This is a genomic window from Desulfovibrio sp., assembly GCF_019424165.1.
Classification (GTDB): Bacteria; Desulfobacterota; Desulfovibrionia; order Desulfovibrionales; family Desulfovibrionaceae; genus Desulfovibrio.
In genome coordinates this window covers 19515-28115 of sequence record NZ_JAHZAA010000033.1, presented here as the reverse complement: position 1 = coordinate 28115, position 8601 = coordinate 19515, and the positions used below count along the sequence as shown (strand labels likewise).

Below are 8601 nucleotides of genomic sequence, written 5' to 3'. Positions count from 1 at the left end.
GGTTACGGTAAAAACGTCATTGATGTGGGCGGGCTGAATGTGGATGTGAGCCTGGTCAAAGGCTCCAGCTCCAATGACTATGCCAGCACCACGGGCATTGCCGCGACATATGATGGGCGCAGGGGCGGCATCAATGAGATTGATGTTGCCGGGCATACTGACGTGCATGTGCAGGGGGGCGGCAACACCAGCGGCATCTATACGCGCGGCAACGGACAGAACACCATCAATACCGACACACTGCGTGTGGACGTCACCAGTACCGGCGTTTTGGCCAACAGCCGGGCTACAGGCATAGAAAGTTCCGGCGGCAGCAACATCATCAATGTGGCTGACGATGCCGATATTTTTGTTGCCAGCAAAGATCTCGCGGCCGGCCTGTACAGCACATCGGGAACGCTCAACCTGATCGCTGGCGATCACGTGGATGTCAACGTGACCTCAACTGCGGGCAAGGCGTACGGCATTTATGGCCCGGCCAACCTTACCGCTCAGAGTGTCAGCATGACCATCAAGGGCGACCTCTCCGCCATTGTTATGGAAAATGGAACGCTGACCGCTTCTGAAGTGCGCCTCAATGCCGAAAGTTCCAGCGGGAACTCTTACGGCATGCTCAGCACCTCGTACTATGGAAGCACCATACAGTCCGGCAGCGGTCAGGCGCTTGATCTTGAGATCAATGCGGACTACGCCATGCATGCAACCTATGGCAAGAACAGCATTATCGGACACAGCACCGCCGGAGGCGAAGGCGACACCATCCGCCTCAACGGCGACATATTCAAAAGCGGCAGCGGGCAGAACCAGATTACCACCGGCGCGGGCGATGACACCATCATTATCAACGGCGCCATCAGCGGTGCCGGAGCCCTGCATGTGGACGGCGGCGCGGGGGCAGACACTCTCATTCTCGAAGCGTCCAGCCTCAGCGAATTTCTTGACCGCTACGCTGACTGGCTTAACGGCCTGAATCCATCCATACTCAAAGGCGTGGAAAGCATCCTTTTCACCGGCATTGACGACCTGAGTGACCTCAGGCCAAGCCTTGATTCCTTCTTCTCTTACGTAAACGGCGTGCAACCGCCCATTGAAATCGGCCTGCAACAAGCCGATGGTAGTGCAGACATCAGCCCGTTGGCTTTTGCCATGCATGATGACTGGCAGTCCGACACACAGCAGGATGACGAACAAGATGCCGATCATGCCAAAACCACAGATACGCTCTTCGCCCCTGACCGGGGAGATCATGCAGCGGACATTGATGCCGCGTATGCGGATGCATCCCGCGTGGACAACTCCGCAGCCAGTGGCGATGATGCCACGCTGGATCTGACCAATATGGCAAGCCTGCAAAAACATGGCGATATACCTGATATGGGGGCCTCAGGCTCTTCCAGTGTATGGAACAGCGTTATGGAAGGCTCGTGGCAGGATTCTTCCCAGAAAGACACGTCGCCCGGCTCACCTGTAGGCGGCGGCCCCGAGCACGATTCTGAAATGGCTATCATTGAAGCTGCGGCACGGACCATAGAAAACGGTTAAACAAATACGTCAGCCGGACCCGGGGTAACCCGGGTCCGGTTTTTTACAGTCACCCGTAGTGTTTTGCGAATGCCGCCGCCAGCCAACGACCAGCCCGCTATCCGTCGCACTCAACAGTTACGGCGCTTCCATAAAGCCAGCTTACCCAACCGTCCGGCCTTTGGGATAATCAGCGGCGTGTTCTCCGCGCCGGGGCGAACGTGATGAAAGATGTTTGCCCTACGGCTTTTCTGGCGTTATGGTGGGTCTCAGTTTTTGACCACGGCCAGTGTGCATGCTACCGTTAACAGTTGCCCTGACTTGGCCTGTGCCTTTATTGCCGGTTCTTCTGGTGCGCTGCGCCGCCGACAGTTTCGCGCAAGGCCAGGGCCGCAGTTGATCTGATTTATATTGGCCTTCCACCCAAGGAGCTCAGGTAGTGCCCATACCCCGATTTCTTGTTTTACTCACCGCTTGCTTTTTTTTGATTTTTGGCTTTCCCGCTTATGGCTTTTGTGCGGATACGTTTTTGGACGGAACCCAGCTTTCCCTCATATGGGCCTTGCCATTCGCCGGGCTTTTACTTTCCATCGCCTTGTGGCCCCTCGTCAATCCCCATTTCTGGGAAGCCCATTACGGCAAGATAACCGCCTTCTGGAGCGCACTTTTTCTGGTGGCGCTGCTGATTCATTTTGGGCCTCGGGCTACACTTCAGGAACTGCTCGGCACCGTATTCAACACCTATCTGCCCTTTGTCATTCTTTTGATCGCGCTGTTTACGGTTACCGGGGGCATCCATCTGCGGGGCAACCTTACGGGCACACCGCTCGTCAATACAGGCATTATTTTTGTGGCCACAGCGCTTGCCAGCTGGGTGGGAACCACCGGGGCGTCAATGCTTTTCATCCGCCCGCTGCTCCGTGCCAATATGTACCGCCGTTACCGGGTACATTCAGTCATCTTTTTCATAGTACTTGCGGCCAACGTGGGCGGCTCGCTCACCCCCCTGGGTGATCCCCCCATCTTTCTCGGCTTTCTGGCGGGCGTGGATTTTTTCTGGACTACGACCCACCTGTTCGGCCCTATGGTTTTTCTGACCATTTCGCTGCTGCTGATCCACTATTTTCTCGATGCATACCTTTATAAAAAAGAAGACCACGAGCTTCTGGACGAGCACAGGGGTACAGACGTAAAGCTCAGCCTTGAAGGCTGGCAGGTCAACCTGCCGCTGCTTGCCTGCATCGCCGGGGCCGTGCTTTTGAGCGGTAGCTGGAAGCCGGGCATCCATATTCCCCTTTTCGGCGAGGTGCATATGGAGCTGCAAAACGTCGCACGCGACCTGCTTTTGCTGGCGATCATCATCCTTTCCGGCCGGCTGACAAGCTTCGCCATTCGGGAGCGCAACGCCTTTACGTGGGACCCCATGCGCGAGGTCGTCAAACTTTTTCTCGGCATCTTTATCTGCCTTATCCCCATCATCGCCATCCTCAAGGCAGGCAAAGACGGCGATATGGGCTTTATTATCGATATCCTTAACACAGATGGCAAACCGGACAACATGGTGTACTTCTGGCTTACAGGGGTGCTTTCCACCTTCCTGGACAATGCGCCGACCTTTATTGTCTTTTTTAATATTGCCGGAGGCGATCCCCAGGTTCTCATGAACGAACTGGCCCAGACCCTGCTTGCCATTACCTGCGGCACAGTCTTCATGGGGGCAAACACCTATATCTCCAACGCGCCCAACCTTATGGTGCGTTCACTGGCGGAAAATCTTGGCGTGCGCATGCCCAGCTTCTTTGCCTATACAGGCATTGTTCTTGTCATGCTGCTTCCTCTGCTTGCCATTTTCAGCCTTATCTGGCTCAGATAGGCCGATCCGGCACGCAGTCCGCCAATCAGTAATTCAAGTTTGCAAAATAAGGACGGGACCATGATAAAAGACGGCTACGAACTGGTTGTAACCATTGTGAGCAAAGGCTGGAGCAGCACCATCATTGAAGCTTCGCAAGAAGCCGGGGCGCGGGGCGCCACCGTGCTCAAGGGGCGCGGCGCGGGACTCAAGGTTGCCGCGCTGTTCGGCATACCTGTGGAGCCGGAAAAAGACATTATCCTGAATGCTGTTCCTGCCGATATCAGCCGTCAGGTGCTGCTTGCCATTTCGCACTCCGCAGCCCTTGTCAAACCCGGCAACGGCATTGCCTTTGTTTTGCCCATCACAAGCATTGTGGGCGTTTTCGAGCAGCAGGACAGATAAGCTCCGTCTGCCTTTCGCAACCGTGCGTTGTAAACCTGTGCCTCCATGAGGCGCAGAGGCAGAACGCACGGTTGCGATTTTTTAAAACAAACAACCCTGCGCCCGCCGCAAGGCGCGTCAGCCAACAGGCTCATTTCTTGTTTTCCGCTGACAGTCAGCCCATCGGAGCGCTCACTCCTGCGGCAATTCGTCCGCCCACAGAGCCTCCACAGGCAAACCCGCCAGATGCCTGCGCAGCATGTCCAACGCATGACTGGAAGCCAGCCGCCGGGTCCACTCCCGCCCAAGATAGCGCCCCTGGGGCCGCAATACCCGCAGCCACACACTGTCATTGCAACTCAACGCCACATACACAAGCCCTACGGGTTTTTCCTCCGTGCCGCCGCCAGGACCGGCCACTCCGGTAATGCCCAGACCATAATCCGCCCCGTAACGCTCACGCACCCCCACAGCCATGCTGCGGGCTACCTGCGGGCTTACGGCCCCATAGCGGGCAAGCATATCTTCCGGCACACCCAGAAGGCGTGTTTTGGCCTCATTGGCATAGGTAATCAGGCCATAGCCGAAGACTTCCGAAGCGCCGGGCTGGTCCGTTATGCGTTTCGCCAGCATGCCGCCTGTGCAGGATTCCGCCGTAGCAAGGCTTTGCCCGCGTTGACGCAGTTGCTCAACCACCACGGATTCAAGGCCGGACACATTAACGCCGTAGACCACGTCGCCCAGACGGTCGCGCACAGCCCCCACAACCGGCCTTGCCAGAGCCTCGGCGGCCTCAGCATTTTCAGCCTTTGCCGTTACACGCACGAACATTTCCGCATCACTGGCGTAAGGAGCCACAGTAGGATTGGCCCCTTCCGTCAGATCGGCTATGCGCAAAGCCGCAGAACCTTCGCCAATACCAAACGTGCGCACCATAAAGGAGGCAATGACCGCGCCTCCCATGCGTTGCAAAAAAGGCATCACACTGTCTTCGAGCATGGGCAACAACTCGGAGGGCGGCCCAGGCAATAAAATCACCCACTGCCCTTGCTTTCCCGGTACAGCACAGCCGGGGGCGGTTCCCGCCCTGTTGGGAAAGGCCGTTGCACCGCGCGGCAACCACGCCTGCTTGAGCTGATTTGCCGCGATGGGGCGAGAACCAAAATATTCGCGCAAGCGCCGCAGGCTGTCCTCGTGTTCTTCCAGGGGCGCGTCCAGAACCCTGGCCACAGTTTCCTTGGTCATATCGTCATCAGTGGGTCCCAGGCCGCCCGTGGTGATGACCACATCCGCACAGTTCAGAGCATCGCGCAGAGCCGCCTCAAGCCGTCCGGCGTTATCCCCCACAGTGTGAACCTGCAAAAGATCCATGCCCAGAGCCGAAAGCGCCCTGCCCACATGAGCCGCATCCGTATTAATGGTGTGGCCCAGCAGAAGCTCCGTACCTACTGAAATAATTTCCGCCCTCATGCGGCCTCCTTATAAGCTCATGGCGTACCTGCCCCTCAAGGGCAGACGAGGATCGTAGCTCGTGCCTGCCCACCCTGCAAGACTGCGCACATACACCAGTTCGCGGACTTGTTGCACAAAGTGCTCTTCTTTCGGCTTCTGCTTTCCCGCCAACCGTCGCATGGCCGCACCGCCGCTGCATTTCACAGGAGCCGCAACCGCAAGCGCAGCGGTATTGACAAAGATTGCTGTTTCCGCCAAGGTATTTCATACCATATTGATAAGAAATAGCCGGGGCCTGTTAAAAAAGCGGAAAAACGCGAGGCCCGCCGCCAAGGGGACAGATCATGACTGACAATAAAAACAACCTGCACTTTGAAACGCTGCAAGTGCATGCAGGCCAGGAAAAGCCGGACTCCGCCAGCGGCGCGAGGGCGGTACCCATTTACCAGACCACATCATATGTGTTCAACGACTGTGCACATGCCGAGGCGCGCTTCAACCTGACCGACCCCGGCAACATTTACAGCCGCCTGACCAATCCCACGCAAGACGCCCTGGAGCAGCGCGTGGCAGCCCTTGAAGGCGGCGTGGCCGCCCTGGCAACGGCCAGCGGCGCGGCGGCTGTGAGCTATGCCCTGCAAAATCTGGCTCGTGCCGGAGACCATATTGTGGCGGCAAAAACGCTCTATGGCGGAACCTACAACCTGCTTGCCCATACCTTTAAGGATTCGGGCATTGAAACCACCTTTGTGGACCCCGGACAGACGGACTTTTTCGCGGCAGCCATAACCCCCCGCACGCGTGCGATTTTTGTGGAAAGCATGGGCAATCCCCACAGCAATATTGTGGATATGGAGGCTCTGGCAAACCTTGCCCATCACCACTCTATCCCGCTGGTTGTGGACAATACCTTTGCCACGCCGTGGCTTATGCGTCCCATTGAACACGGCGCAGATATCGTTGTTCACTCGGCCACCAAATTTATGGGCGGGCATGGCGCGGCCCTGGGCGGAATTATTGTGGACGGCGGCCGTTTTGACTGGGCCGCTGCCGAAAAATTTTCCCAACTGAGTGAGCCGGACCCGAGCTATCACGGGCTGAGCTTCACAAAGGCCGTCGGGGCGGCGGCCTATATAGTGCGGGCGCGGGCCATCCTGCTGCGAGATCTGGGCGCAGCTATGGCCCCCCTGCATGCTTTTCTCATCCTTCAGGGGCTGGAGACCCTGTCTCTGCGTGTAGAGCGTCATGTGCAAAACGCGCTGGCCGTGGTACGCCATCTGCATGCGCACCCCAAGGTCGAAGCCGTCAATCACCCCAGCCTGCCCCAGAGCCCAAGCCATGCCCTGTACAAACGCTACTTTCCGCACGGCGGGGGCAGCATTTTTACCATTGAAATCAAGGGCGGCGCAGAAGAAGCCAGAGCCTTTATCGACAGGCTGCGCATATTCTCGTTGCTGGCCAACGTGGCGGACGCAAAGTCGCTGGTCATACATCCCGCGTCCACAACACACTCACAAATGACGGAACAGGAACTGGCAAGCACCGGCATACGGCCCAATACCGTGCGCCTGTCCATAGGCATCGAGCATATTGACGATATCCTTGCCGACCTGGACCAGGCCCTTGCCACCCTGTAAGCCTGTTCGCCCGGCGGCGGACGGACGCGGTGCGGATGCCCTGTGCCTGCACCCGTGCAACGCCGCCGGGCATGGTATTCCTGCCCGGCCGTGACGGCGCCGTTTGCACTCTCTCCCCTGAAACACATTGTCTTTTTAGAGGCTATTGCATAAGCTTGTACGGGTCGGCTTCAGCCATGTCCGCGCAGGGTAAAAACGGTTTGCCCGCAAGCGCTCAGGAACCGCCAGCCGTACTGCCGCACCCTCTGAGGAGAATGTTCATGTTGAAAAAGCTTGTGGCCTTTGTATTCGTCATGCTTCTGGCCATGCCTGCCCTGGCGGAAGAGCTGAATACCAAATACTTTACCGTCAATACTCCCGAAGGCTGGAAGGTAGTCATGCCTCCCACGGAAAATCAGGGAACCACCAGCGCCATTTTTGCCAATGCTGCTGGCAATGCCTCGGTGACGTTTGTAGTCGGCCCCAACAGCGCCGGTGGAAAAAAACGGCCAGTACACCTTTACCTTTGCCCAGCAGGACATTACCAGCCAGGCCTGGGTGGCTTCGCAGGGTGATGTGTTCATGATCACCGTCATGGCCGGAGACCGCAAAGCTGCCGCCGCCTTTGTAAAAAAGCACGTTAAAAGCCCGGACTTCCCGGCGCTGCTGCCCAAGTAAGTACATCCGCACTGTTTGCAAAGATCGGCCGCGCTCGAATGAGCGTGGCCGATCTGCATTTTTATGCAAAAAATATTTCCTGCAATACCCGTGAACCAGCATCAATCGCTCATGGGCTTTCCTGCCCCCCCCCACTGCACAGCCGACCTTATGGACTTAAAAGCAGGGGTTGGAGCTGTTTTATGCAAGCACTCTCTGTCCGCGAGATTTCTGCTCACCAGGTCAACATTGTTGCTACATTTTTTATTTTTGTGTAACTGGCTATCAGGCGGCATACCGCCGGTATCCCGGCAACGCCGGAAATCTCAACGCCAGGAGAGCGTTATGTGGAAAATCTGCTGTACTTGCGTGGCTCTTGCCCTTTTTTGGGGAACTCAGGCCCAGGCTCACTTCGGCATGGTCATCCCGTCCACACCAACTGTAACCGACAAAAAAGAAGCCACGGTAAAGCTGGACATTGCTTTTGCCCATCCTATGGAACTTCAGGGAATGCCTATGGAAGCGCCCAAGGCTTTCACTGTTACACATAACGGAAACACAGAAGACATAAAGGGGCTGCTCAAACCCGCAACCTTTATGGGCAACAAGGCATGGGCAGCCGCCTATGCCATCAAAAAACCCGGCGTCTACCAGTTTGCCCTGGAGCCGCAGCCCTATTTTGAACCCGCTGAAGACTGCTATATAATCCATTACACCAAAACTGTGGTCGCCGCCTTTGGCGAAGAAGAAGGCTGGACGGAGCCGCTGGGCCTCAAGACGGAAATCGTCCCGCTTACGCGCCCCTTTGCCAACTATACGGGCAATGTCTTTCAGGGGCAGGTGCTGCTTGATGGAAAGCCCGTTCCCGGAGCCGAAGTAGAGATTGAAAGCTATAACAAGGGCAAGGGGCATGTGGCGCCCAACGAATTTTATGTAACCCAGGTAGTCAAGGCAGACCAGAACGGCGTATTTGCCTATGGTGTACCTTGGGCCGGCTGGTGGGGATTTGCCGCCCTGAATACATCTGATGAAAAAATGGATCACAAGGGTGAAGGAAAATCCGTAGAGCTTGGCGCAGTGCTGTGGGGCAACTTCGCGGCTCCACGCACCAAGTAAAAT

The 8601-nt window shown here is 56.8% G+C and carries 7 protein-coding genes; 6 read left to right on the top strand and 1 reads right to left on the bottom strand.

Going from position 1 to position 8601, the window contains the following annotated elements; all coding sequences use genetic code 11:
- The 3 genes from QZ377_RS10295 to QZ377_RS10285 form a co-directional block, all read left to right on the top strand.
- Positions 1-1542: hypothetical protein (locus QZ377_RS10295; RefSeq protein ID WP_291441063.1), on the top strand; the 1542-nt coding region annotated here is incomplete at its 5' end.
- A gap of 508 nt (positions 1543-2050) precedes the next feature.
- Positions 2051-3394 carry a sodium:proton antiporter gene (locus QZ377_RS10290; protein WP_291441062.1) on the top strand — a complete coding sequence of 448 codons (1344 nt, stop codon included), beginning with the start codon at positions 2051-2053 and terminating at the stop codon, positions 3392-3394.
- Between the two features lie 60 nt (positions 3395-3454).
- Positions 3455-3778: a P-II family nitrogen regulator gene (locus QZ377_RS10285; protein WP_291441061.1), complete on the top strand. Its 324-nt coding sequence runs from the start codon at positions 3455-3457 to the stop codon at positions 3776-3778.
- 171 nt (positions 3779-3949) lie between these two features.
- Here QZ377_RS10285 and QZ377_RS10280 read toward each other — a convergent pair whose 3' ends face one another.
- Entirely contained in the window at positions 3950-5227 is a 1278-nt protein-coding gene (locus QZ377_RS10280) for a competence/damage-inducible protein A (protein ID WP_291441060.1), read from the bottom strand.
- A 326-nt stretch (positions 5228-5553) separates the two neighbouring features.
- Here QZ377_RS10280 and QZ377_RS10275 point away from each other — a divergent pair, with 326 nt between their 5' ends.
- The 3 genes from QZ377_RS10275 to QZ377_RS10265 all read left to right on the top strand — a co-directional run bounded on the left by QZ377_RS10275 (position 5554) and on the right by QZ377_RS10265 (position 8598).
- A complete protein-coding gene (locus QZ377_RS10275) occupies positions 5554-6846 on the top strand; it encodes an O-acetylhomoserine aminocarboxypropyltransferase/cysteine synthase family protein (protein WP_291441059.1) in 1293 nt (430 codons plus the stop codon).
- A gap of 260 nt (positions 6847-7106) precedes the next feature.
- Positions 7107-7400 carry a hypothetical protein gene (locus tag QZ377_RS10270; protein ID WP_291441058.1) on the top strand — a complete coding sequence of 98 codons (294 nt, stop codon included), beginning with the start codon at positions 7107-7109 and terminating at the stop codon, positions 7398-7400.
- A 427-nt stretch (positions 7401-7827) separates the two neighbouring features.
- A complete protein-coding gene (locus tag QZ377_RS10265; RefSeq protein WP_291441057.1) occupies positions 7828-8598 on the top strand; it encodes a DUF4198 domain-containing protein in 771 nt (256 codons plus the stop codon).
- Positions 8599-8601: the final 3 nt, after the last annotated feature.

Bases quoted from the DNA above. Each gene is read 5' to 3' on its own strand.
- QZ377_RS10285 (WP_291441061.1), top strand. From the start codon at position 3,455: ATGATAAAAGACGGCTACGAACTGGTTGTAACCATTGTGAGCAAAGGC.
- QZ377_RS10280 (WP_291441060.1), bottom strand. From the start codon at position 5,227: ATGAGGGCGGAAATTATTTCAGTAGGTACGGAGCTTCTGCTGGGCCAC.
- QZ377_RS10275 (WP_291441059.1), top strand. From the start codon at position 5,554: ATGACTGACAATAAAAACAACCTGCACTTTGAAACGCTGCAAGTGCAT.
- QZ377_RS10270 (WP_291441058.1), top strand. From the start codon at position 7,107: ATGTTGAAAAAGCTTGTGGCCTTTGTATTCGTCATGCTTCTGGCCATG.
- QZ377_RS10265 (WP_291441057.1), top strand. From the start codon at position 7,828: ATGTGGAAAATCTGCTGTACTTGCGTGGCTCTTGCCCTTTTTTGGGGA.